General features: G+C 48.1%; 19 protein-coding genes. 7 read left to right on the forward strand and 12 right to left on the reverse strand.

Features of this window, described 5'->3' with window-relative positions; translation table 11 throughout:
• Positions 1-85: 85 nt before the first annotated feature.
• The 6 genes from ABTV53_RS26125 to ABTV53_RS26150 form a co-directional block, all read right to left on the reverse strand.
• Positions 86-913: a carbohydrate ABC transporter permease gene (locus ABTV53_RS26125; RefSeq protein WP_062836914.1), complete on the reverse strand. Its 828-nt coding sequence runs from the start codon at positions 911-913 to the stop codon at positions 86-88.
• Positions 910-1,794, reverse strand: coding sequence for a carbohydrate ABC transporter permease (locus ABTV53_RS26130; RefSeq protein ID WP_433747998.1), 885 nt, complete (start codon positions 1,792-1,794; stop codon positions 910-912). The genes ABTV53_RS26125 and ABTV53_RS26130 overlap by 4 nt, the downstream gene beginning before the upstream one ends.
• Before the next feature lie 180 nt (positions 1,795-1,974).
• Positions 1,975-3,255, reverse strand: coding sequence for an ABC transporter substrate-binding protein (locus ABTV53_RS26135; RefSeq protein WP_433748000.1), 1,281 nt, complete (start codon positions 3,253-3,255; stop codon positions 1,975-1,977).
• Between the two features lie 172 nt (positions 3,256-3,427).
• Positions 3,428-4,510 (reverse strand): response regulator transcription factor, encoded by a 1,083-nt coding sequence (locus ABTV53_RS26140; RefSeq protein WP_433748003.1) that lies wholly within the window; start codon positions 4,508-4,510, stop codon positions 3,428-3,430.
• Entirely contained in the window at positions 4,507-6,297 is a 1,791-nt protein-coding gene (locus tag ABTV53_RS26145; protein WP_433748006.1) for a sensor histidine kinase, read from the reverse strand. The genes ABTV53_RS26140 and ABTV53_RS26145 overlap by 4 nt, the downstream gene beginning before the upstream one ends.
• A 345-nt stretch (positions 6,298-6,642) precedes the next feature.
• Positions 6,643-8,646 carry a beta-galactosidase gene (locus ABTV53_RS26150; protein WP_433748009.1) on the reverse strand — a complete coding sequence of 668 codons (2,004 nt, stop codon included), beginning with the start codon at positions 8,644-8,646 and terminating at the stop codon, positions 6,643-6,645.
• A gap of 246 nt (positions 8,647-8,892) precedes the next feature.
• On the opposite strand from ABTV53_RS26150, the gene ABTV53_RS26155 reads away from it, so the two are divergent.
• On the forward strand, positions 8,893-9,867 hold the full coding sequence (locus tag ABTV53_RS26155; RefSeq protein WP_433748011.1) for an AraC family transcriptional regulator: 975 nt from the start codon (positions 8,893-8,895) through the stop codon (positions 9,865-9,867).
• Here the strand turns inward: ABTV53_RS26155 and mobA are convergent.
• Positions 9,837-10,466, reverse strand: coding sequence for a molybdenum cofactor guanylyltransferase (gene mobA / locus ABTV53_RS26160; protein WP_433748014.1), 630 nt, complete (start codon positions 10,464-10,466; stop codon positions 9,837-9,839). The two genes, ABTV53_RS26155 and mobA, sit on opposite strands and share 31 nt — an antisense overlap.
• A gap of 162 nt (positions 10,467-10,628) precedes the next feature.
• Here mobA and ABTV53_RS26165 point away from each other — a divergent pair, with 162 nt between their 5' ends.
• On the forward strand, positions 10,629-11,822 hold the full coding sequence (locus ABTV53_RS26165; RefSeq protein WP_433748017.1) for an MFS transporter: 1,194 nt from the start codon (positions 10,629-10,631) through the stop codon (positions 11,820-11,822).
• 681 nt (positions 11,823-12,503) lie between these two features.
• Here the strand turns inward: ABTV53_RS26165 and ABTV53_RS26170 are convergent.
• Positions 12,504-14,237 carry a glutamine--tRNA ligase/YqeY domain fusion protein gene (locus ABTV53_RS26170; RefSeq protein WP_433748020.1) on the reverse strand — a complete coding sequence of 578 codons (1,734 nt, stop codon included), beginning with the start codon at positions 14,235-14,237 and terminating at the stop codon, positions 12,504-12,506.
• Positions 14,238-14,516: 279 nt separating this feature from the next.
• Between ABTV53_RS26170 and ABTV53_RS26175 the strand changes: the two genes are divergently transcribed.
• Positions 14,517-14,759, forward strand: a complete 243-nt coding sequence (locus ABTV53_RS26175; protein ID WP_244988428.1) for a DUF2164 domain-containing protein — start codon at positions 14,517-14,519, stop codon at positions 14,757-14,759.
• Positions 14,760-14,807: 48 nt separating this feature from the next.
• Positions 14,808-15,356 (forward strand): GNAT family N-acetyltransferase, encoded by a 549-nt coding sequence (locus ABTV53_RS26180; protein WP_145324523.1) that lies wholly within the window; start codon positions 14,808-14,810, stop codon positions 15,354-15,356.
• 113 nt (positions 15,357-15,469) lie between these two features.
• Here ABTV53_RS26180 and ABTV53_RS26185 read toward each other — a convergent pair whose 3' ends face one another.
• Positions 15,470-16,258, reverse strand: coding sequence for an SDR family oxidoreductase (locus ABTV53_RS26185; RefSeq protein ID WP_433748024.1), 789 nt, complete (start codon positions 16,256-16,258; stop codon positions 15,470-15,472).
• Between the two features lie 27 nt (positions 16,259-16,285).
• On the reverse strand, positions 16,286-16,786 hold the full coding sequence (locus ABTV53_RS26190) for an N-acetyltransferase family protein (protein WP_433748027.1): 501 nt from the start codon (positions 16,784-16,786) through the stop codon (positions 16,286-16,288).
• Between the two features lie 263 nt (positions 16,787-17,049).
• Here ABTV53_RS26190 and ABTV53_RS26195 point away from each other — a divergent pair, with 263 nt between their 5' ends.
• The gene (locus ABTV53_RS26195; RefSeq protein WP_433748030.1) at positions 17,050-18,255 is read left to right on the forward strand and encodes a methyltransferase domain-containing protein; all 1,206 of its coding nucleotides are present in this window, start codon (positions 17,050-17,052) and stop codon (positions 18,253-18,255) included.
• Positions 18,256-18,338: 83 nt separating this feature from the next.
• Here ABTV53_RS26195 and ABTV53_RS26200 read toward each other — a convergent pair whose 3' ends face one another.
• Together ABTV53_RS26200 and ABTV53_RS26205 are read right to left on the reverse strand one after the other, a co-directional pair.
• Positions 18,339-21,731, reverse strand: a complete 3,393-nt coding sequence (locus tag ABTV53_RS26200; protein ID WP_433748032.1) for a GH36-type glycosyl hydrolase domain-containing protein — start codon at positions 21,729-21,731, stop codon at positions 18,339-18,341.
• Positions 21,732-21,897: 166 nt separating this feature from the next.
• Positions 21,898-22,887 carry a LacI family DNA-binding transcriptional regulator gene (locus tag ABTV53_RS26205; RefSeq protein WP_433748034.1) on the reverse strand — a complete coding sequence of 330 codons (990 nt, stop codon included), beginning with the start codon at positions 22,885-22,887 and terminating at the stop codon, positions 21,898-21,900.
• A gap of 530 nt (positions 22,888-23,417) precedes the next feature.
• On the opposite strand from ABTV53_RS26205, the gene ABTV53_RS26210 reads away from it, so the two are divergent.
• Positions 23,418-25,064 carry an ABC transporter substrate-binding protein gene (locus ABTV53_RS26210; protein WP_433748037.1) on the forward strand — a complete coding sequence of 549 codons (1,647 nt, stop codon included), beginning with the start codon at positions 23,418-23,420 and terminating at the stop codon, positions 25,062-25,064.
• An 86-nt stretch (positions 25,065-25,150) separates the two neighbouring features.
• On the forward strand, positions 25,151-26,179 hold the full coding sequence (locus tag ABTV53_RS26215; RefSeq protein ID WP_433748040.1) for an ABC transporter substrate-binding protein: 1,029 nt from the start codon (positions 25,151-25,153) through the stop codon (positions 26,177-26,179).
• Positions 26,180-26,260: the final 81 nt, after the last annotated feature.

Consider the following 26,260-nt stretch of genomic DNA (forward strand, 5'->3'; position numbering starts at 1 on the left):
AGGCTATTCGCATAAGTATCGTAAGTTTGGTCAGATAACAGAAACGGACAGATACCATCTGTGCTGCAGGAATACTTTGAATGTTTTACCCTTTAACCGCACCCTCTGCAATCCCCTCCATGATGAACTTCTGGAAGAAAGCATAGATTAGAATAACCGGAATCGCAGTCAGTACCAGGGAGGACAGAATCAACGGCCATTCCTTGTTATATTCACCAAACAACATGTTCGTGGACAGAATCAGCGTATAGCGGTTCACATCGGTCAACATGAGCAGTGGCAACAAGAAGTCATTCCAGATCCACAGGAAGTCCAGAATCGCGATGGTGACTGTGATCGGAAGCAAGAGCGGGAAGATAATCTGGAAGAACGTCTGGAACTCATTACATCCATCAATCTGAGCCGATTCCTCCAATTCCCGCGGGATGGACTTCACAAACCCGTGATAGAGGAAGATGGCCATGTTCACACCAAGCCCGATATAGATCAAGGCCAATCCGTACGTGCTTCCTTGTACACCCATGCCTTTGGCTACCCGTGTCAGTGGAATCATGATCGAATGGAACGGCACCAGCATGGATGCCACAAACAGGAAGAAGATCAGGTTGCTCAATCGACCAGAGGTACGTGACAGCTTGTATCCCGCCAGTGAGGCACAGAAGACGATACCACCGATCCCCAGAAAGGATACAATCGCCGAGTTCATCGAACTGCCCAACAGATTGATTTTATTAAACGCGTCCGAATAATTCTCCCAGTGAAGCGTCGTCGGCAGCGCGATAAAGGATTGGAACATCTCACCTTGGGTTTTAAAAGAGTTCACCACCGCCATGTAGATCGGCAGCATGGCCACGAGAGAACCCAGAATCAGCAGCAGTCGAATCAGATAACTGTTCAGTCGTTGCATCCTCATGCTTCCACCTCTTTCTTCTTCATGACGGTGATCTGGATGAGTGTGAAGATGAGTACGATGATGAACAGCACAACCGATTTGGCACTCGCATAACCGTATCTGAAGTTGTTGGAGAACGCTTCTTCATAGATATTCATCGTGATAACCTGCGTCGCACGGCCCGGTCCACCACCCGTCAGTCCATACACCACTTCGAACACCTTGAATGCTCCGTTCAACGTCAGGAAGAAACAGATCGTCACAGCATGAGTAATCATCGGCAACACTACATTGCGCAGTACCTGGAATGCATTGGCTCCATCAATAACAGCCGCTTCCTTGAGACTTTTTGGCACACCTTGAAGGGCGGCAAGATAGATGATCATCATATACCCCACGCCGTTCCAGAGCGATACGATCAGAATGGAGTAAAATGAAAACTTCGGATCTCCCAGCCATTGCTGATCCAGGAACGAGACGGCCAGTTTCTGTGCGAGCTGTGGCAGCACCTGAGAAAAGATGAATGTCCACATGAAGGCACTAATGATCGTACTGATCATGTTAGGCATGAAGAACAGGGTCCGGAAGAGCCCTTTGCTGCGCGTCCGTGATTCAATCAACACGGCGAGCAGCAAGGCAATTCCATTTTGCAGAATGAGCATAAATATTACATATTTCATCGTGAACCACAGGGAGTTCAGAAAGTCCGGATCTTCTTTGAACAATTCCACGAAGTTGCCCAGACCGATAAAGCTGTAATCCCGATTGAGCCCGTTCCAATCCGTCAGACTGTAGAACATGCCGCTAAACGTAGGGTACAGCAGGAAAATCGCATAGATGACAAAGGCAGGCGCAGTGAACGCGAGCAGTGACAGATACTTCTTGAACACATTCGTAGCCATTGGTTCTCCCCCTTTTCACTCGAAGCGGATGATCGTAAACGAGGGAACGAAGAACGTTCTGCCTGACGTATCATCTGCTTGGAGACTGCGACGAAATAAAGTACCGCCTATTTGTTGACAAAACCCCAAAACCGTTGAGATTTTGCCAACAAAAGCGGGTACTACATTCCTCGCAACTCCTTACTTGTTGACTTTGTTGTACGATTTCCACGCTTTGTCGAGTGCATCGATAACCTGCTGTTGATTTAATTGCCCCGAGTAGTAGCCTTGCAACGCTTTGCCCGATTCGTCTTTCACCGCTTGCGGGATGGATGGGTCCTGATAGGCTTTTCCTTCACTCACATATTTCTGGGCATCGTCTACCCATGGGAAGCTCTTGAAGTCATGGATCTTGGCAACCGGATTGAACTTGAGTGCTTCGTAGAATGCACTTGAATCCTTGTCATCGAGAATGTAGTTTACGAAGTCGAGTGCCACTTCTTTATTCTTGCTGGATGACGATACTGCCAATGATGTAGAGGTACTCAGATTGATTTTGGTATCATCCGGATTGTCATTGATCGGCATTGGTGCTACACCAAAGTTCAAGTCCGGGTTGGACTTCAGAATGGTTTCGGCAAACCATGGTCCCTGAATCCACATCGCGGCACTTCCTGATGCAAAGGCTGCTGAACCATCATCTCCGCCCACTTCCAGCGCTTTGTCCGTTCCATTCGCATTTACCAGATCGAAGACATCGAACAACGCTTTCATATCCGAGAAGGAGCCCTGATCCTGATTCATCTTGTCGATGAAGTCTTTGTGCTCCGACTGCGTTAATGCCCCAACGGTGAGTGGCAGGAATAATTGCGGAATCCAGGATTCTTTGTAGGACAGTTCAAATGGTGTGATGTTGGCTGCTTTCAGTTTCTCCACGACCGCCTTCATTTCTGTTAACGTCGTTGGTACTTCCAGCCCTTGCTCTTCGAAGATATCCTTGTTGTACAGATAGCCCCATGATAACGTTTCCAATGGAACAGCTACGACTTTGCCTTCCGCATTGGTTACGGAAGGTTTCACCGAATCCAGTAATTTGTCGACAAAAGGTTGATCCGACAGGTCTTCCAGATAACCGGCTTTACTGAATGGTGGGATCTCATTGACTGCATGCAGGGCGAACACATCCGGTGCATCATTGGAGGCGAGTCTTGTCTTCAGAATCTGCGGTGCATTGTCCGCTGGCGGCATCTCCAGTTGCACGTTCACCTCAATATTTTTCTCTGCTTTTTCCTTGGCTTTGAACTGTTCTATATATTTATCGTAATGTTCTTTCAGCCGAGGTTGTGCAATGAATACTTTGAGTGACACCGTGCTGCCTGATGCAGATTCCTCCTGCCCATTGTCCGTTCCTGCATTGGAGCCGCAACCTGCGAGCAGAACACTGACCAGTACCGCACTTGCTACGCTTTTCCATACTTTCATCTCTTATGACCTCCCGGTGTGACTGGTTTGTCTTTCATAGGCTCATTATATATCAGAAAATGAAAGCGCTTCATTGGACAAAATTAGACTTGTGTATTGGATTATTTTAAACCTTAATCCAGCCGCAAATGCTCTCTCGAACGGCTTATTCCGTGCTCCTGTCTGAATTGCCTCACATACGAGGTTGTCCCTTTCTCATCTCCCCTGGGGAAACTCCGAAATGTTTCTTGAATACCCGATAGAAGTAGGACACATCTTCATAACCCGCCATCTCGGCAATATGCTTGAATGGAATCTGTTCGTCCATTACCCACTCTTTCGCTCTCGTCATACGTAATTGGACAACATAGTCGGTCACGTTCACATCGTACTCTTTCTTGAAGACCTTGCTGAGGTATTCCTTGCTGACAAAAAAGATCTGGGCGAGCTGCTCCAGCGTGATCATCTCCATACAGTGCTGCTCCATGTATTGCTTCACTTCCTCCAGGTTCAGCTTGTTCTTGAATTTGCGCTGCGCAATCAGTTGCTCCAAAGCCTGGTAGTACGGTGCGGATATCCAATCGATTGTGGATTCGATGGAAGCCAGCGCTGTTGAAGGAGGTAACGCCGTGGTTTCAGGCCGCTCGTACAAACCATTGGAGACACACAACTCATCCAGCAAGGCCTGTAGTTCATAGGCTACTCGTCCAAGCTGCCGGGGACTTTGGATCTCGCATCGTTCCAGCTTCTGCTGCAATTGCTGGAACCATTCACGTAGACTCTGACCGTTCAGGTCATTAAACCTAAGACGGGCCTGCTGTTGGAACAGGGAGAACTCACTAGCGAACGAAGAGGGGTATGCCTCCCATGATTCAGGCGCAGATTCAACCTTTTCCAATTCTCTTGCACATTTGGCCAGCACACCATTCAGTTCATCCGGATTCACCGGTTTGAGCAGATAATCTGCAGCCCGATGACGGATCGCATGTTTGGCATAATTGAAGTCATCATACCCGCTCACCACGATCACCTTGATCTGTGGATACTGTCCGCTCAGCGTCTGTAGCAGTTCCACACCGTCTGTGCCGGGCATGCGCATGTCCGTAATGATAATGTGAGGCTGATGCTGCTTGACCAGTTGTATAGCCTGCTCACCATCCTCTGCCTCACCAGCAACGGTCATGCCAAGTTCATTCCAATCTCCCAGGTTGCGCAATATGTCCCGGTTCCACGGTTCATCGTCCACCAGCAGCACTCTATACAGTTCCTTGTTCACAAGGCTTCGCCTCCTCTATTGCAGGGAATTCGTACCGTAACGCTTGTCCCCTGTCCGTATTCACTTTCCATGTCCATTCCATATTCAGGTCCAAAATGCATGACCATTCGTGAGGCCGCATTGACTAGTCCAATACTTGTACCTGAACTCCATACCCGATCTGCCTGCCAGGTGAGCCGTTCCAGTCTGGACTGCATCTCCGCTAGTTTCTCAGCATCCATACCCACGCCGTTATCACGAATTCGAATGATTACCTCTCCAGGTTCACAGATGATTTCAATGCCCAGCTTCCACTCGCCCTGTTTCTTCTCGAGACCATGCAAAAATGCATTCTCCACAATCGGTTGCAGAGACAACTTGGGAATATAACACTCCCGAAGTTCTCCGGTAATCTCCAGTGTATATTCAAGCTTGCCGCCAAAACGCTGCTTCTGAATGAGCATATAATGTTCCAACTGATCGAGTTCAGACTGTAAAGGGACAAGTCCATCCGGCGCTCGCACAATATAACGAAACATCTCGCTCAAGGCTCGAATGACCTTATAACTGTCTGCCGGTTTTTGCGAGTAGACCATGCCGCCAATCATCTGCAACGTATTTTGCAGGAAATGCGGATGGATCTGGGATTGCAGTGCTTTGAGCTCGGCCGTCTGCTTCTCCAGATTCATCAGGTAATTGTCGCGGATATGTTCCCGAATACGGCTAGCCATTCCGTGCAGATTTTTCTCCAGCAGGCCAATCTCATCCACCCGGCCGCTTCGTACCACTTCCCTGTCCTTGATTAACTGGATACCCTTCATGGAATTCGCCAGTCTGACAATGGGCTTCGATGTACGCCAGGCCACGAGCGCAGCGATTGCAATAGAAATGAGGGTTGCCAAGCCACCCACAACCAGTCCGTATTTCATCGTTTCCAAGGCACTCTCATTAATGACATGGGCAGGTACAATCTTGATCACACGCAGTCCTGACGGCTCAATGGAATGATAGAATACGTATTCCTTGGCCGTACGGATGAAGCCCGAACTTTCTTTCGTGCCTGCCAGTTTCTCCAGGGCTTCCGCCGATGGCTGAATCTCCTGGTTTGGCTGATAGACGGGACTGCCCGCGCTGTCAGCAATGTATACCCCATAATCCCCCCTGCTATCCAGCAGCTCCAGGGTCTGATTGAACTCAGCCCACTTGACCTCCAGACTGATGGCGCCGATCTGTGCCTGATCCTCGAAGCGGTTCATGCTGCGAGTCATGTGAAACTTTTGCGGATCGTCCGGATCATTGATAATTGTAAAATCTTTATGTTGTGCAAAAAGCTCATGATATCCTTCCGGTATTTCCGATACCGCTTTGATGCGAGAATCCATGGAGTTGAAGGTGAACAAGGTGTCCAATTCCTTCAGATACAGCTCAACGCCAAATACATAATTGCCGGCAGAATAGTATACACTGTTCAACATATTGAACATGGCCTTTTGTTCATCGAATCGGCTGGCTGCCGGTGCTTCCTGGTTCAGCGCAAGATATTGATGCAATTCGTCACTGATCTGAATGGAATAGATGATATTGTTCATGCGAGCGAACTGTTCTCCCAGATAGATGGAGGCCCAGTTCATATTGGCTCGGTTGGTCTCCATAACCTCCTCTTCCATGGAAGAGCGGGTATTCTCGGCTGCCATCGCGGTCATGGCAATGACGGGTAGAACAGCCAGCAGCGTCATGGTAAGAATCAATTTATTACGAATGCTGCGTTTGAAAGGATCTGTCAGCTTCCGATAACATTCAGTAAACACAGCGCATCCACTCCTGAGCTAAAATAGACAAACGCCCCAGCATGGAAGCTGAGGGCGCTTTGGTCTTTATATTCGTTTGGCAATGTTAAAATATCACGTTATACAATAGAATGAATGGTTACACGAGATCACTACGTGGTCAGAACAACCCTCTGATCGCTGTTATCACCGGATTTTTTGATTCCCTTTTCTAAGGGGAAAATCCGGGGATAAAGGCGGGGTGTATGCTTCCGATGCAGCTTTCTTTCAGAAAGCTTTAGCTTCGCTTCGTTAGGTTATTTCTCTCATCTCCGTTTTTGTGTAAATTTATAGTGCAACATTCCTTGCCTACTCTATTATTTCCTATTATTGTTCAATAATCCGTATGCCCCATGGCTCCAGTTCGATCTTCTCTCCCGCAGCGATTGGTGTTCCAGCCAGAAGTTCGGTCCCTTCCCCATAGGCATTCACGAAGGATGTTGCCTCATCCGCATAATTGAAATAGTAGCAAACTGTACTTCCCTGATCGTTCACACCAGTCTTCACAATGATCGGAAAAGCCAGTTCCTGATCGGCTCCCCATACGCCTGCTTCCTTCATCACACGCTCGAACACCTTACGGATCACCGCAGAACTGGTGTAACAACCGACATAGGTTGCTTTGCCTTTTCCATAGGCATTCTGGGTAATTGCCGCATATTCACCCCAATGTGGATGATCATACCAAGCGAGTACTTCAGCAGTTGTCGGTGTAATTAATTCCATCCAGGTATGGATCTGATTTTGCTCTTCACCAACCCCAAATGGATCATCGCGTAGCGACACATGCTTCGGTTCTACAAAAAGGTTATAGCTGATCCCGCATGCCTCACTGATCAGGCCAGGCTGGCGGGTAGAGCGTACCTTGATATGCTCATTTGCGAATCCGCTTTTGAACGAGTAGACGATATGTCCGCCATCCTCTACGAATTGATTTAACTTTTCCAGCAACGCATCCGAAGCAGCATACAAAGCAGGTACAACGAGCACATCATACGCCGCATAACTCTCAACAGACGGGTCGATCAGGTCACAGCCAATATTCATTTTATATAATTCATCGTACATCCAGCGCACCACATCATTATAATTCTTGTCACTGGTGAAGTTAAACCCAAACCACTTGATTGATGTCAGCGCCTCATTGCTGAACAGCACAGCCACCCGATTCTTTTTCTTCAGATTAACGAGCTTTGGACTTAGACGGGCAAAATCCCTGCCAATGGTCTTCGCTTCGTTGTACACCGGATTCGGTTCAAAGTCATGACTGAGCAATCCTTTCCAATACGTCTCAAACGAATTGTGCAACGAATGCCAGTGCCAGTAGGCGACCATGTTCGCACCGGATGCCAGATGACTGAATGCCTGCAAACGCAGCTGACCCGGATAGGGAACCCAATGCCAGAACGCCTGTGCTTCGGTCTCCAGTACCAGATAATTCGATTGTTTGGTCGAACGTGCCACATCCCCGCCGAATGAAATCTCAATGCCAGTCAGATCATCCTGAGAAGGATGATAGATGTCCACACTGGTGATGTCAAAAGGTTTCGATGCGGCAAAATGATCCACATCCCCTTGAATGCCGTAGGAATACCCACGCCAATCGAAGTCAAAGTTCTGGGTAACAAACTGTCCTTCCTGTTTGTATTCATTCACGATCCCCACTTGCCAAGCCAAAAAGTTGGTTACCAGCTGTCGCTGGAATTTGGCAAATTCAGCGCCAAGACTGCCGTTGATCGTTCCTATCACAGACGGGAAGTCCTCCCAGCTATTGATCCGATTGCTCCAGTAGTCGAGGCCAAATTCCTTGTTCAACTCGTCGAGGGAGCTGAACTTGTTCCGCATATATTTGACAAATTGCAGTTGTACATTATCGCCTGCGGTATTGTAATGCTTCGTCTCATTATCCGTCTGATAAGCGATTACCGCTGGGTGTGTGCTTACCCTGGATATCAACTTGCGGATGATCCGCTCGGCATAGAATAGATAGGTTGGATGGGTAATATCCATGATCTGTCTTGCACCATATTTGCCAGGCCCTTGTGCGGTGATAGCCAGCACGTCCGGATGTTCCTTGACCATCCACGTTGGAACAGCATACGTTGGTGTTCCAACGATGACCTGAATCCCTGCTTCATGCATGGCATCCAGCACACGGTCTACGGAAGAGAAATCAAATATGCCATTCTGCGGTTCATGAGTACTCCAGGTGGATTCTGCAATACGGACCACGTTAATGCCTGCATCCTTCATCATCTGAATATCCTTGTCCAATCTTTCATAAGGCATATATTCATCATAGTAGGCTACACCATATAATAATTTGTCCATGATTTAAGCTCCTTTTTAAGTGGAAAATATAATGTTCTTGACGTGTGCAAGAGTTGACATCTTCCAATTCATAATGGTAGCGTTTACATTATTATCAGTCGAAGAACTTGGATTGTTCAACAACCACTTCAAACGCTGATGGCGTTCCATGGATTATCCATGCTTGCGTTAAACTGATTATAATGAAGTATACTACGGGTGCCGATTGTATAAGGCAAGTTGTTTTTACCCTTTTCCGAGGTGAATATGATGGATATCCGATCACAGCTCCGAGAAATGCCTCACCATACGCTGGCTCACTGGCTGCCTATTATCGACTGTAACATCAAATTCTATGGCGCGCACAGCCAACAAGTTCCATATGGATGGGCGATGCCGGAGGAATCACATCCGGGCTTTGAGATTATGTTGATCATCGAAGGTACGCAGGAGAGTGTGATTCATGGTTATACCTATACCGTGGAGGAAGGTTCCATTCTTCTCATTCCTCCCGGGTTCAAACATACGAATCGATGTGTATCCATGAAAGGCATGACATATTTTAGCGCTCATTTTAATGTGGATGATCCAGTCTTCACCCTGAAGCTGATGTCACAGCACAGCCGAATCTACGCAGCAGGTACGGAATATAACAGGAAGATGCGCGTTGTGCTGGAGAGTTGGATGGGGATGATTAACGTATCTGGGGCCTACACATCGACTGACAAAATGATCATGCAGGCCCGCATGTTTGAACTGTTCGCCCTGTTGTCCCAAGCCACTGACAATGAACCGGAGTCCACCACTTCCGTTGCTGCTTCACATGCACCAGCTCCAACAGCCATGCATTATGCGGGAGCGATAGCGGAGGCAATCAAGCAGGCATTTCATGCCCAGCTTCGAACCAAGGAAAGCAGTGTATCCACGGTCAAAGTAGAGCAGATTATATCCTCGTTTGGCATCAGCCCGGGATATGGTCTACAGGTCTTTCGCAAGGTGTACGGGCGATCCCCCAGAGCTTACCTTTCCAGCTTGAAGTTGCAGGAGGCCAAAGTACTGATCGAACAGCCAGAGCTGTCGCTCGGGGAAATTGCATGGAAGCTCGGCTACACCCATCTGTCCCATTTCAGCAGACAATTCAAACGTTGGACAGGCCAAAGCCCGCTGCAATATCGCAATCATCATGCAGATACATCAGATGATCCTGTATCCTACAGATCGGAATCGAGTCCAGAATCTTGATTACGGATACGTTCGTACTCTTCTGGCGTGTTCATATTACTCATTTGCATCGCTACTTGATGAACACCCGCTCTCTCAAGCTCTTCCGCTTCGACATAACGGCAACCGATCTCTTCAAGCCATCGGATGACTCGAAGATGATCCTGGTTCAGACGCTCCTCCAGATCAGGGAGCACTCGCTTGTGATAAGCCCCTGCAAGAGGGTGGACATGTCCATCCACGCGTGGAACGACGGCAGAATAAGAATCATGCGACTCGGCCAGCTTTTTCATTCCATCAAAGAAAGACGTTTGCAGGAGCGGCATATCACAGGCGCAGATCAGATTCCATTCTGTATCCGAAGCTTCCAGTGCCGCATGAAGACCGGCGAGTGGCCCCTTCCCTGGATAGAGATCCTGAACGCACTCGTAGCCCATTGCACCGTAGGTTGTCACATTGGGTCCGGCAGCCACGATGATACGGGATACTGCGGGGCTCATGGCCTTCGTGACATGTTGCAGTACAAGGGAACCGTTCAGTTCCAGCATGGCCTTGTTGGTCCCCATGCGGCTGGATAAACCTCCTGCCAATATGATGCCTGTCCATTCACGCGTGTTCATGTCATCTTGCTCCCTCCTGGTAACGATATGGGCATGTTATATTAATCGATCAACATTTTCTATAGATTGAATCCCCTTTCAACAAATGATACATTGAACAATATGCATTTGAAAGGAATGGCTTAATTGGACAGACCTGCACCTTCAAGAGGCAATCCCTCATTGGTTTCTCTGAAACTATATAACTTTTTCATATATGGAGCCATCTCGATCTTCGCCGGATTCCTGCAGCTTTACCTGCAAGAGATTGGCATGACCAAACTGGAGATTGGCAGTCTCATGGCGATTGGACCCTTTGTATCCTTGTTCGCCAACCCGTTCTGGGGCTTCTGGAGCGATAAATCTCGCAACATTCGCATCATTCTGATGATTATGATGGGAGGCACATTTGTGCTCGCCCAGGGTGTATTCTACGCGCCCACTTATACATGGATCTATGTAGCCATGATTTTCTTTTATTTTTTTCAAAGCCCATTATTTGCTCAAACCAATAGCCTGATTCTCGGGTATATCGATGGTACAACCCAGAAATTCGGGTCATTCCGGCTCTGGGGTTCACTCGGTTGGGCGCTGACTGCCGTCGCAGCCGGACCACTGATTGACCGTTTTGGTATCGGCAGTGTATCCATTATATTTGCGTGCATGATTGCCACCGCCTTTGTATTATCCGTATTTCTACCCAGACAGCCGATCGCTTCGGATACACCCGTGGTTACTTTTCGGCGGTTTGGCAAAGTCATGTTCAATCCGTATTTTATGACATTTATCGGCCTGGGTGTACTCGTATCGGTGCCCAATGCGATGAACAGTACATTTATGTCGCTATATATTGTAGAGATGGGTGGCGACAAACAGATGGTCGGCTGGGCCATCTTCACCTCATCCATTCTCGAAGTCGGCGTATTCCTGTTGCTCGACCGCTTGCTCAAACGCAAAATGAGCATGCTCCTGGCATCTCTCATTCTGATCAGTGTGCTGTTTGCACTGCGCTGGCAGCTCATGGCACTGGCCAGCAACCCGATGGAGATTGTATTCATTCAGCTGATGCACTCCATTACGTTCGGTGGGTACTTCTATGTAGGTACACAACTGACCATGCTATTCATTCCAAGACCTTACCGTTCCTCCGGTCAAGCGGTGTATACAATGGCCTGGGGCGGTCTCTCAGGGGTTATTGCGGGTCTGTTCGGCGGCTGGTTGTTCCAAAGCTTCGGTGCGGAAATCATGTATAGCGTTGGTGTATTCTTCTCGCTCATTGGCGCTGTCGGATTCAGCATCATGTGGTTGTCGAACCGTCGTAACGGCTATCAGCCGGTTGTGTTGACGGAGATGGGCAATATGGATGAGGACAGATAATCTTTTGTTAGAAAAAGTTGAAAGATTGATGATTGATTTACACAAGAGCACTACGATGACAGAATACCCTTCCGATCGCTGTTATCCCCGGATTTTTTGATTCCTTTTCAAAGGGTAAAATCCGGGGATAAAGGCGCACGCTCCGCTTCTTCAGGTTATTTCTGTCCTCTCCGTTATCGTGTAAATTAACGTTCAAACATTCAAACAAAAGATTATGGATAGTAGTAGTAAAGAGAAAGGTGTCTAAGGTTTGTTGCTCCTAACGAATCTTAGGCGCCTTATTTGCAGCAATTTCACGAATTTCTAAAGCTAAGGAATCTCAGACACGTTATTTCGCATAAAAGACGCTAAACATCAAAAAAAGACAGACCGAACGAGGAAATAAGGTGTCTACGATTCGTTACGTTGCTGGAACGTTCAAATACACTTGAATAACGTGTCTTCGGTTCGTTAGATTCTTGCCTCATATGCACATATATGTTTCAGCTCATGTTCATGTTTATGTTTATGTTTATGTTTATGCGGAATTGTATTACTAAGTCTAAAACTGGACCTGGCTAGATCCAGAAAAACAAAAGGGCATCCTTCGCCATGATCATGACGAAGGATGCCCTTCCTTTACTTATAACTTGGCTACTTACCAGCACGCTGATAAACAGACCCTAAATTCATCCATTAGCCTTATGCCTTCGGCAGTTGGAATGAGCTTTTCAGGGATACAACCCGGTTAAATACCGGACGACCTGGCTCGGAATGTTTCGGATCTACACTGAAGTAACCGTGACGGAAGAATTGGAACTTGTCCTGAGCGTTCGCTTCCTTCATCTCTTGTTCCACATACCCGTGAACAACTTCAAGGGAGTTCGGGTTCAGTTGATCCAGGAACGTTTTCTCCGGTTGCTCTTCCACAACCTCAGTTTCAGCCCCAGCTACAGCCACTTCCACCTCAGCTTCCGGTGCTTCATCCAGGATCAAAGGCTCATACAGACGGAATTCAGCAGGTACCGCTTGAGTCGCTTCTACCCAGTGGATCGTGCCTTTAACTTTACGGCCTGTGAATCCACTGCCACTCTTCGTCTCTACATCATAAGTACAATGAATCTCAGTCACATTGCCTTCTGCATCCTTGATCACATCGTTACATTTGATGAAGTATGCATGTTTCAGACGAACTTCGTTGCCAGGGAACAAACGGAAGTATTTGTTCGGTGGATTTTCCATGAAATCATCTTGTTCAATATAAATCTCACGAGAGAACGGAATTTGGCGATTGCCCATCTCCGGATTCTCCACATTGTTCTCTGCTTCAAGCCATTCCACTTGCCCTTCCGGGTAGTTGGTAATAACCACTTTGAGCGGGTGCAGGACAGCCATCGTGCGTGGAGCTTTCAGTTTCAAGTCTTCACGTACAAAGTGCTCCAGCGTTTGCAGGTCGATGACCCCTTGGCTCTTGGAAATGCCTGTCTCAAATACGAAATCACGAATGGCTTCCGGTGTATATCCTCGGCGGCGCAGACCCGAAATTGTCGGCATACGCGGATCATCCCAACCATCCACATGGCCTTCGTCCACAAGAAGTTTCAGCTTCCGCTTGCTGGTCACCATCTGGGACAGGTTCAGGCGGCCAAATTCGTATTGACGCGGCTTACTCTCCATCTCACATTCGGCGATAACCCAATCATAGAACGGGCGTTGATCCTCGAACTCCAAAGAACAGAGGGAATGTGTTACACCTTCAATGGCATCTTCGAGCGGGTGAGCAAAAGCGTACATCGGATAGATACACCATTTGTCGCCCGTATTATGATGGTGTGCATGTGAAATCCGGTAAATCACCGGATCGCGCAGATTGATATTCGGTGCAGACATATCGATCTTGGCACGCAGCACTTTCTCTCCATTCTGGAATTCGCCTGCACGCATACGTGTGAACAGGTCGAGATTCTCTTCCACGGAACGATCACGGTACGGGCTGTTCTTGCCCGGCTCCGTCAGCGTTCCACGCATTGCACGAATTTCGTCGGCGCTTTGGTCGTCGATGTAGGCTTTTCCTTTTTTAATCAACAAGACAGCACGGTTGTACATCTCATCAAAATAATCCGAGGCAAAACGTTTCTCGTTCCACTCGTATCCGAGCCATTTCACATCTTCCTGAATCGATTGAACGTACTCCACATCTTCCTTGACCGGGTTCGTGTCATCAAAGCGCAGATTCGTTTTGCCGCCAAATTCGCCGCCCAGCGTAAAGTTGATCCAGATCGCCTTGGCATGACCAATATGCAGATAACCGTTCGGTTCCGGAGGAAATCGGGTAATAACTTCCTGGACTTTCCCAGACCGGAGATCTTCGGTAATAATATTTTTGATAAAGTTAGGTGGGGTTGTACGATTGTCCACAGGTATCAAACCTTTCATGAATGGATTGGAGCTTTCGGGAATTGCAACAATTCCGGCTATAATTCCTTGATAACGAAGTCATTTCCTGAAAAAATCTATTTTCTTGGAAAGTTTCGTACGCGTTTCATTTAAATATACCTTTAACGGGGGAGGAGTTCAATAAAGAAGGCACCAAAGTCAGGATCAGCCATGAATAAATAGGCCCAAAACCATTTTGACGGGTTCGCTCGAATCATGTAGCATGATAGTAAAAACAAATTAAAGGGAGGGTTTCCCATTCCATTAAATTCGCTTAAACTGACCAAAGAACAGCAGGATGAAGCCATTCGCACCATCCAGTCGTATTTCGAAGAGGAACGTGGCGAAGAACTGGGTGATCTGGCCGCTTGGGGTGTCCTCGACCTGTTCATGACACAGCTCGCTCCCTACATATATAATCAGGCACTCCGTGACGCACGCACAACGGTTAATCAACGCATGGCCTCGATGGAAGAAGACCTGTTTGCACTGGAGCAAAAGTTACCCAAGACTTCCCGTTAATCCACTACAAAATAAACCTATACTATACAAAGAAAGAAGGTTGCATTCATGTTTACCTATTCATTGGATGAATATACCGAACTCCGGCCGCTGGCCATGGAACATACCAAACCGCTGTTTGAACTGACGGATCGTTCGCGGGATCAACTGAGACATTGGTTGCCGTGGGTGGATCATGTGACAGAAGTGGAACACACCTCAAACTTCATTACCAACGCATTAAAACAAGGTGCTGAAAATGGCGGATTCACCGCCGGAGTATGGTTAAAAGGGGATCTTGCAGGCGTCATCGGATTCCAAGAGATTAACTGGACCAACCGCTCGGTGAGCATCGGATACTGGCTCGGAAAAGGCTTCGAAGGTCAAGGCTTGATGACAAGTGCTTGTCGCGTTCTGGTCGATTATGCACTGGTAACCCTGGATCTGAATCGCGTCGAGATTCGCTCGGCAACAAACAACAAACGGAGTCGCGCCATCCCTGAAAGACTCGGATTCGTCCTCGAGGGTGTCATTCGTCAGGCAGAGAAGCTGCCTAAAGGTTACGTGAACCATGCAGTATATGGCATGCTTCAGCATGAATGGGAACTTTTGCGCTAATTTGCCTACATAATGAATCGGGAGTGATCTCTCCCATCATATCAGAATAACAGGAATACCCTCTATCTCCACGGCATGTGGTGACAGAGGGTATTTTATTGTATCCATGACTTTTATAGGGCTCGTACCATACCACCGTCCACGATCAATGAGGTGCCGGTAATGTACGTATTGGCCCCGGATAACAGGAATACCACTGCTTTGGCGAACTCTTCCGGTTGACCATAACGGCCGAGTGGAATCTCTTTACGGAACTGGTCAGACACTTCTTCCTCACTGATTCCGTTCTGTTCAGCCCGTGCTGCATCCAGTTCACGAATACGGTCTGTTGCAATGCGTCCTGGCGCCACCGTGTTGATCAAAATACCGTATGGAGCCAGCTCCTGAGACAAGGTCTTCGCCAATCCGAAAACGCCGGTTCTGAACGTGTTGGATAGCACCAGACCCGGAATGGGCTGCTTCACCGAAGTTGAAGCGATATTCACAATGTGTCCTCCGCGTTCTTTCATATAAGGAAGTGCACCCCGAATCAGCCTTACATAACTGAGTACATTTAATTCAAATGCACGTTCCCAATCCTCATCGGTCAGTGACTCGAATGAACCCGACGGTGGGCCACCCGAGTTGTTCACCAGAATATCAATCTGCTCAAACAACTCCGCTGTCTTGTGAATCAAAGCCTCAATATCTTCCTTGCGTGTCACATCCGTTGCACAATATTCCACACGTCCGCCACCACCAAACGCCAGAAGCTCCTGCTTCACAGCTGCGAGCTTTTCTTCACTCCGGCTGGCAAGCATGACGTCAGCACCTTCTGCCGCCAATTGAGCAGCTACCGCTTTGCCCAGCCCACGGCTGGAAGCCAGCACCAGTGCTTTTTTACCTTGAAGTCCCATCTCCATCGTTGTTCCTCCTTCTCAGCTACGTTTCTATTTGGTCTGAATAAAATAACCCATAAGAATATCGTCCACATATTTGCCGCCGATATAAAACTCGGATACCAACCTGCCTTCTGTCACAAATCCACACTGGGTATAAAACGTAATCGCTCCCGGGTTGCTGGATAGCACGCGCAACCTGAGCTTGCGAATGCCTTGTTGGGCCGCATGCTGCTTGATGGCCTCCATCAAAGCTGTAGCAATGCCACAACGCCGATCATGAGGATGAACTGCAATATGAATCTCGTAGACATGACGGTTAACAGGCATACCTGTGGCTGGCTGAAAGCCCACATAACCACATACCCGCTCTCCCTGTACGGCAATCAATTGACTGCCTGGCGGGCAATGCTGTAGGTATCGCTGTCGTGAACGCCACTGCATCGGTGCAGGAGAGGTGTATTGGTCCCATACCAAGGTGTCCAACTCCATTAGCTGGGATGCATCCTTAATCTCGGATGGACGAATCGTAAATGTATGGCTGGTAAGCATAATGATTCAACCTTTCGTGCTATAGTCGACCACGCTGTACTTACAACGTTGGGAAAGTTTAGAAAATCAAGAGTGTTAAGAGACTTGGAATATATCGTTCGTTCGCTTCACTTTTTAAATTTCTTTGTTCATATATTGTAGCATAGCCACACCTTTGACTAAAATTCCACCCGGGATTGAACCTTTTCGCATAATGAAATGAAATAAACACTTAACCTTGCCGTAACGTCATGGTTTATACTGATTCGATAAGGAGGGGATACATGATGAATATCAAAGAGGCAGCAAGCAGGCTCGGTATATCGGCGAGAGCCATTCGCTTTTATGAGGAAAAAGGATTAATTCTACCCGCCAAACAGACCACTAATGGGTATCGCGCATACACAGAAAATGATATCTGGCGGCTTCAGACCATTGCTGCGCTGCGTGAGATAGGCATGTCCCTGCAGGATATTACACACGCGCTCGGAGAGATTGATCAGGGGAACCAGCAGCGGCTGGAAGAATACCTGGAGCTGCAACAGGCCGTCATGTATGCCCAATGGATTGAACTGAAACGGATGATGGATACAACCCAACGCATGATTGACCTGAATCGTCAGGATGGGCCGCTGGATGTCAGCCATCTGCACGATCTCGCAGACAGTGCGCGTCGCCTGCGCGAAGCACGCCAGAACTGGCATGATCGGTGGAATTATGACACTCAGGCAGCCATCCACGATCAGCGAGTGCAGGTAGAAAGCAGAGTCAGTACTGGACAAGGACAAACCAACTCAGAGGACAGGCATCGTTCGGACAACGTCTCGCCTATAAACGATGAGAATTTAGTTTCACATCCATATCATAATGCAGATGAGTCCACGTCGAGTGATTCCAATGATACGTTACAATCTTCCTTTTATCTGTATCACAACTATGATGAGGGGCTGGAACAGACGGCTCAATGGATCTCGCCCGCCCCAGGCGAAAAAGGACTTGATATCGGTACAGGTACGGGTAATCTGGCTGGGAGACTGCTACAACAAGGCGCAGACATGACTGCAATCGACCAGTCCCGAGAGATGCTTCGCAGATGTCGTACCAAATATCCCGAGATGCATGTGAAACTTGGTAATTTTCTGGCTCTGCCTTTTGCCGATCAATCCTTTGACTTTGTTGTGTCCAGCTTCGCCTTCCATCATCTGAGTCCAGATCAGCAACTACTGGCCTTACAGGAGATGCAGCGAGTTCTAACCTCGCGCGGACGTATCGGTCTAACCGATCTGATGTTTGTCGATGCTGCTCACCGCGAGGCGTATGTCCATGAAGCTGAGTTATCAGGACACGAAGAACAGCTGCGTGCCTTGCGCGAACGTCACTTCCCTCTGCTGAGTGAGTTATGCGGCTGGCTGGAGCAACAGGGCTACGTAACAAAGCATGTACGGCATAATGAGCTGTTGCACACGTTGCTGGCGGTTCCGTTGCGATGACCGATCCATCATGAGCATATGCCAAAAAGGCCATCCCGCCTTCAAGAAAGGAGGATGACCTTGGTGTACATCATGCTACGAAATTACATATAAATATCAACAACCGTACGCTCAGTTTCACTGCGTGCCTGTCTGAACTCATCCAGTGAGATGCTTACCCCGCCCTGACGGTAACGGTTCGCTGTACGCTCGGTGCGAATGTCCTTGCCGTTCACCGCTACACGGCTCACAGCACCTTCGTTCAAGTGATAGATGAACGTCACCGGCTCACCTGCATACTCGAATTCGAATTGCATGCCGTTCAGCTCAGTCGGTAATACCGGGTCAATGACCAGATCGCCGCCCTCTTGACGAATGCCAAGCGCGTTGGAGATCAGCTGGTTCATGTAGATTCCAGGGCCGCTGGAGTAGATTCTCCATCCGCCTTTCACCTGTACAGTCCCTTTACGAAGCTGGTCAAAATGTTCCTGTGCCTCGTAACGTGTATTGAACTTGCCGTCCGAACTACTGAAGTACGAGTTCGCTTGGCGAATCTCCGCGTTAGGTACAACCTCGCCGATCCCAACCGGGTTGATCATCGCGAGACCATTCCACACCTGATCTGTCTTACCGAGCTTCGCCATCGCTTCCACGTAACGGATATGGGCGTGCACATATTGCAAACCAATCTCACGTCCGAAGTTGGATGCTTGCTCTGCACGTTTGAAGTGTGTGCTTACGCCGCCAGCATATTGAGCCGGACGATTCATTAGACGCACGCCATCCGGGCACAGGAACTGTTCACGGATCAATGCATAATGCGATTCTGCTTGCTCTGCATTCAACAATTCACCGATCATGCTGCGCGTCATTGGCAACAGGCGATATTGAATGCCTGTCTCTGTATCCGTTGGATGAAGCATCAGCTTCGCTTGGTCGGCTTCTTCCATGTACACAAAGCCTGGAATCACATCTGTGCCCAGCATGTAACGGTTAAAGTCCTCACGAATGCCTTGTGCGAGTACGTCAAGCTCCTGTGCAAAGTCCGCATCCTTGAATTTCAGCGCTTGCGAGAGCACATTCACGGATTGATACGTCAACGCCACCGTCCAACTGCTCACCATGTACTGCTTGAGCTGTGCATTGGCTGGCTGGAGCGTATCATCCCAGTCGCCATCTCCGTAAGAAGACAGGAACGTATCGTGCAGGAAGTGCGAACGGATATATTCGATCTCTTTTTTCGCGTGATCCAGTACCGTTGCCGTCTCTTCCGTGAACCCAAAGCTATGTTTAACGGTATAAGGTACTTTCTCATCCAGGATTGCATAATCGCGAGTCGCTGTCAGGTAATCCGCCAGCACTTTCAGCGGCCATACGATGATGTCACCATGACTCTCTTCCTGTTGAATCGCAAAGTATTTATCAAACATGAACCATTGCGGCCAGTTGCCATCATCTTCATATTGGTGAGTATAGACCATTTTGATGATATCGCGAACTTGCTCATATTTTTGCGTTGCCATAAAGTACTCTACCGGACCTTGGCACACATCCCGTGTACCCCAAGCCGCGCCGCCATACTGTTCCAAACCGTGAGGCACGGAGTAGTGAACCAACATGTTGTGGGTGTACCACCAAGCCAGCGCGTTTACTTTGAACAGATCCTCTGCACGCTGACCTTCTCCACGGGACAAACGGAACCCGTTCATCACACCTGCGAAGAACTCGCGATATGCCTGTACTTCCTCTTCAAACGTCAGACTTGAACCTGCTGCCGCTCCGCTATCCGCTTGACCTTCCAATACCCCTTGTACCTTCAGCGTCCATTCAGCACTCGCTTCCAGACTAAGTGTAACGAGCGATGCGGAACCACTGCGGATACCACTTGCCAGCAGCGTTTCGTCACCTACATTTACAGTCGCACCATCCACCGACATACGGTATTGCAGATCCGGATACGTTCCAGCACTAATCGCTTGTGGGTCCGCTTTGAAGATCAAAGTATCGCCATCCTGCGTCATATGCAGCGGATACTCGTATTCATTCACATTCATCGTAATCTGGTTCGTTACCAGGTAACGGTATGCCTTGCCACTTGTGGAGCGTACATTCATGCTTACTTCTGTCGTATGTGCCCCTGTGTAATTGGTCACGATGATCGTGTCGGATTCGGTTTTGTAGATCCAGCGTGCGTAGTTGAAGCCAATCTCGAACAGGGATGGCATCGTCAGCAGACGATATTGCCCGTCCATTTCCACATAGATGCGTTGTCCAGCCGTCTTCGGCACGTTCAAGGCATTGCGGGCATTACTGATCATTTTATTAAAATTGGTGTTCCCAATAACGAGCTGTGAGTTGAAAATACCGTACATATACGATGTTGTTGTAATAACCTGTGCCCCAAGTTGCACGTTGCCACCACTCATCAGAATGTGACCGTGCGGACGCTCTACAAGCAATTCTTTTGCTTTCAGAACGATATGTTCGTAGCTGCCTGTGAAGAAGGACAACAGTTCCTCACCGCTACGCTCTTCCTGATGACGATCAGGGAACAGATCATGAATCTCATCTGGTGTCAGGTCTAGCGTAACCAGTGGGTCACACAGGAAGGAGGACAGTTTCACCTGTTCCAACGTGTCGCCATGGTCCACAGACTGAGCCTGCACTTCATTCCATGCTGCTGTAATTTCATCTCCGAATTCCAGTGCAGAGATTCCTTCGGCATGATTAGGCTTCGCCAGTCCGTAGAAGACCACCTGAGCTTCTCCGTTCAGATTGAGCAATTCAGATTGCAATGCCGTGTAGGCAAATTCGTACTGATATGTCTCATTCGCCAGCGTTGGGCGATTCAAGCTCTCTGGTTGATTGGTTTCCTTGTATGACAGACCAAAGAATTGGAATCCGTCTGTGGAGTAACCGATAGCTTTCGTCAGGGAACCCTGTTGCATATACGGAAATGCACCGCCCTGAGGCTGGTTTTGACGGGAACATACCACATAACCTTTCGCTTCATCTTCAAACACCGTATGATCAATGTATTGTGACAGATATGCTTCATTGCTGCGTACCGCCCCTGGATCAGCAAGACCCACATCCTGTCCATATACCACGTCTACGTTTTGTTGTTGTCCTGTGAGCTTCACATCCCAGAACCAGACACCTTGCGGTGTAGCCGTAAATACGACCTGGTAGCCAATGCCCTGTTCACTGCCTTCGAGCTGGACCGTACCCTCCCAGATCAACTGGTTGCTGGACTGCGCTTTGCTTGTAATCACCTTGCTGTTCGAACGTACACCGAGCAATGGGAACGAGCTGATTTTCTCTCCGTCGTGTACACGCAGGTACAGGTTATTGAGAGATCCATCAATCTGGTTGCTGAGCAACTGGTTCAACATCGTTGTACCAGAAGTAGCCTGGTATAAGTCGCCACTGTTCAAAAAGGTAAAGGATAACTCCCCGGCATTCAACCGGATCGGTTCATTAATCATCGTTGTCATAAGGTTCACTCCTTGAATTAGTATAGAATAGAATCGAAACGTTTCGATAAACTTGAAAAAGAATAGGGGCCTCTTCAAACCGGCCTTTAACAGCCCGTCTGGACGATAACCCCTTCATTTAACTTTCACTTCTGCATAAAGGTAGTTCTTCAATTAAAGACTCAGTTTAAACCGAACGTACAGAGCTGCGCTCGATCATATTAATCGTTAACGTATATGAGGGGTCAACCGCTTCCCCATTGAGCATCTGGAATAACAGATGTCCGGCGAGCGATCCGGCTTCATGCTTCGGCTGGCGTATCGTTGTCAGCGGTGGACGAACATACTCCGACAACTGAATATCATCAAATCCGATTACGGAGATATCATTTGGCACCGATATACCACGCTCTTCCAATGCCTTCAGGCCACCAATCGCCATCTCATCGTTACCGTAAAATACCGCTGAGGGAAGCTCACCCTGCATGATCATCATTTTGGTTGCACTGTATCCGCCCTCACGCACAAAGTTGCCGTTCAGACGCCATTTGGACTTTTCTTCAAGTCCCGCTTCCCGCATCGCTCGCAGATAGCCTTGGTAACGGAGCGCATTGTCATACGAGTTGGATGGGCCACTGATATAAGCAATCTTCTGATGACCAGCCTGGATCAGATATTGTGTAGCGAGATAACCGCCCTGCTCTCCATCCACCAGCACATTTACCAGATGATCACTCGACAGCTGACGGTCCATCACAATGATCGGAAAGCGAGGACCGGCAGATTCCACCAGAATATCATCATGAATGTTATGCGCCAGGATGATGGCTCCATCTACTCTTTTTTCACGCAAAAATCGCACTGCCGTTGAATCCCGTCCACCCATGGAGCTGCAAGCAATCAGGTCATACCCGTTTGCAAGTGCTACATCCTGTACACTACGGATCAACTCCGAGTAATACGGGCCCGACAGATCGGTAAGGATCAAAGCGATCGTGTTCGTCCGGCTCCGCTTCAGGTCCATGGCAAAGCCGTTCTTGCGGTAATTCAATTCTCGTGCTGCCTCAAGCACTTTAGCCTTGGTCTTGGCACTAACCTTGCTATCCCCGCTCAGCGCATAGGAAGCCGTCGAGAGTGCTACACCTGCCAGCTTTGCCACATCCTTAATCGTTGCCATTCCACGTGCGCTCCTTCTAAACTAAAACAAATTCTAAGGTTATCTACATTTTATACGATACATGGTTAGAACAACCACTAAATCCTTCATTATCGTTTATTAATCTTTATACATATCATAGCGATGGATGTCAATCGAAACGTTTCGAGGTGTTCTCAAAAAAAATCCTCGTTCCCATCCTTATGGGGCCACGGTTGAATGCGTCCCGTTCCAATCCATACCATTAGTGATGGTCATGACACGTCTTTCAATCTGGCGCTCTATAAACAGTTCGTGCCTAATACAGTGAAACTGGCAGTAAACGCAATATTGAAACGTTTCGACATTTTCATTATAGTCGGTGTTGATAGCGATTTCAACCACTTTATATATTTTTCACAGAAAAAGTTGATTTGTCCATTCTGTCCATCCACGTCAATTCATTTATAGTATATACTGCATAATAGTTGAGATCCGAGAATTACGCCAGTATACCAAGGGCATAAGACGAATAATGACCCTGCCGGCTTATGTAAGGAGACCGTTATCTAATGAATATTTCCAAGCCCACGTATCATCAAAAATCGCTGTCCCGCTCCATTTCCTTGCAGAAGATTCAGTCTGTACCCGTTGCCCTGTTCAAGCTGTGTCATCTGGTGCAGCTTCACGACCGCGAGGCCTTCTCCCGCATAGATGAATTGTGGAGCACACTTCATGTACTTTACGTCGTTACTGCTGGTCAGGCCAGGATAATTAGTGCCGAGGGAAAATTGACATTAAATGCAGGCTCCGCCGTTGTTCGGCAAGCCGGAAACCTGCTTCAGCACGAGAACAAGCGCGGCTCCCTGTCGCCAATACAGGGCATTGCTATTGCGTTTGATTCCACTGAAAATGAACAGCTGTTCTGGCCGTTCGGGATACCAGCACCCATTGTGAGCCGCAATCTCACGGACAAGGCAGTTGAGCTGGTTCAAGCCAGTTCGGAGGGCCATGATTCCAGCCCCTTCAAGCCACATATGCTTTTCTATGAAATACTGGACACCATGCAAGATCATGTGGTTCATTCTGCTCATGAAGATCACTCCTGGCACGATATCGTGCTTAGACATATCCATCAGATGTATACCCATCCGTTAACCCGCGAACAATTGGCACGGGATGCAAATGTGAGTCCCGAGCATTTTTCACGGGAGTTCAAGAAGCATACAGGTCTTACGTTTGTTGAATATGTGACCCGTCTCAGAATCAGGATGGCTCAGGAACATCTGCTGTTCTCGAACCATACGCTACAGGAAATTGCACAATTGACAGGCTATAGAGACACTTTCTATCTGAGCCGCAAATTCAAACAGTTGGTTGGATCAGCACCGACACACTACCGGAAAATGCCCAAGAAGATTGTATCTTTGACTTACAATTATACGGCCTCACTTCTGGCATTGGGCCACACTCCCCACATGGGCGCCGTAGCCAGCTGGATGGAAGAAAAACGTGGTGAACATGGTCATGATGGTCATGAACAATTTCAGCAACATTCCGAATATGAGCTGGTTAAACATACGAATCTGATTGCAAACGTTCAGCCCGATGTCATTATCGGGTATGCACCACATCCCGCTTCCGATGAACTACGTCTGATCGCACCGACCATTCTGATGCCCTTTGAGGAACTCGATTGGCAGGAGCAGCTTCTTCATTTGGGCCGAATTACCGGGCTTGAGTCCAATGCACAGGCATTATTAAATCGTTATTTTCAACTTGAACAAGAAGCCAATCATACGTTGGATCAATGGATGGAAGGGACACGCGGGTCCGCCGTTTGCATATTTATGATTGGAGAGGATGGCGCTTATATCTATGGTCATGGCTGGGGCAGAGCTTCTCATGTGCTGTATCAATCGCTGGGCTTCGCTCCACCATCACGAATGGAGCAGGACGGACAGTTACTCACGGGGTACATTCATGTCCCGTTGTCCGAGATTCACTTATATGCGGCAGATCACATGTTTGTCGCCTTCCCTGAGGAACCTGCCAAGCGAGAACGATTGGACGACTTGCTGAATCAGGAATCCTATGCCACCCTACACGCCGTCCAAGAAGGACGTGTATACGAGATTGATGCCGACATGTTCTACGGATTTGATCCTTTGTCCGTTATGGAGCAATTGCAGCATATCATGCATCACCTGACATCATAGTTGTCCATGTACAAAACTGACATCTTCCTCTATGTTATTAATGAGAATAATAATCATTATTGATTACACATAGGGGGAACAAGAATATGTTTGCTGCAGAAAAACGCTTTCCCGGCTTGCTGCTTATGCTCGCCATCATTATGATTCTGGCTGCTTGTAGCAGCGGAACGAGCTCGACTGCCACTGAACAGACATCAGCAGCGGGAGCCGAAACGACATCCGCCTCTTCCGAGACGAACACAGACACGTCGTCCGGTGCAGATAATTCAAATGCTACACGAATCTACAAGTCATTAAGCGGGGATGTTGAAATTCCGGCTGAACCGAAACGAATCGTTACCGATATGTACGTAAGTGATCTGCTCGCACTGGGTTTGAAGCCCGTTGGTGCTGTTCAATACTTTTTGGAAAACCCGTTCTATGCCGATCAGGTGGCGGGCATAGAGAGTATCGGTGATCGGGCAGCGGTATCCATGGAGAAGGTCATTTCCTTGAACCCGGATCTCATCATTACCTACTCTGACCAGGCCAGCGAAATTGAGAGTTATCAAAAAATCGCACCTACCGTAGTCATCCCTTATGGTACATTCACGAATGTACACGAAGAAATCCGGGGATTCGGAGAGCTGATGAACAAATCCGAAGCAGCCGAAGCTTGGCTGAAAACGTATGATAAACGGATTGAATCCGCTCGTGCCAAGGTGAAAGCCGTCATTAAACCGGAGGAAACCTTCTCCATCCTTGAAGTTTCCGACAAGAGTTATTATGGATATGGAGACAATTTTGGTCGAGGAGGACAGGCCGTATACCGCGCTTTGGAACTTGCTCCACTCGAAATAACCAAAAAAGAACTGATGGGCGATACCCAATGGAAAGAAATCTCGCGTGAAGTCGTTGGTGATTATGCAGGGGATCATATCTTCTTGACCGTTGGAGAGAACAATAAAAATTACCAGGGTGACTCCATTTGGCAATCTCTGCCGGCTGTGAAAAACAATCAGGTGTACGAATTGCTGGAAGACCGTTACTGGTACTTCGACCCGATTGCAATTCAAGGTCAGGCTGAAGAATTTGCCGATATGATCGTAGAACGTGCCGAGCAAAACCGCAAATAACATAAGCATGAATACAGGTGTCCGGACAGGCTGATTTAGCCTGCTCGGGCATTTGTGTCATATTGAGATTGAGGAGGGCTT

It is taken from the genome of Paenibacillus amylolyticus (assembly GCF_050990605.1).
Lineage (GTDB): Bacteria > Bacillota > Bacilli > Paenibacillales > Paenibacillaceae > Paenibacillus > Paenibacillus amylolyticus_H.